The following is a 276-nucleotide window of genomic DNA, read 5'->3' on the forward strand; positions in this document are numbered from 1 at the left end:
CTGCACGCCGCGCGCTGGTTCTATCAGTTGCTCAGCAATGCGCGCGGCGTGCAGGTGCCCGCGCACGCTGGTGACTTCCGGCTGATGGATCGCAGCGTGGTCGACGCGCTGATCGCGCTGCCCGAGCGCACCCGTTTCATGAAAGGCCTGTATGCCTGGGTCGGGTTCAAGGGCGAGGCCCTGCCATACACGCCCGACGAGCGCATGCACGGCACCAGCACCTATAGCGGTCTGCGCCTCTTTCGCCTGGCGCTGGACGGACTGACTGCCTTTACG

General features: G+C 66.3%; 1 pseudogene. It reads left to right on the forward strand.

Annotated elements, in window-relative coordinates:
• Positions 1-276: pseudogene (locus ACCC96_RS30350) on the forward strand (glycosyltransferase); the annotation flags it as partial.

The sequence above is a fragment of the Pseudomonas sp. Pseusp11 genome (assembly GCF_047304405.1).
Taxonomy (GTDB): domain Bacteria; phylum Pseudomonadota; class Gammaproteobacteria; order Pseudomonadales; family Pseudomonadaceae; genus Aquipseudomonas.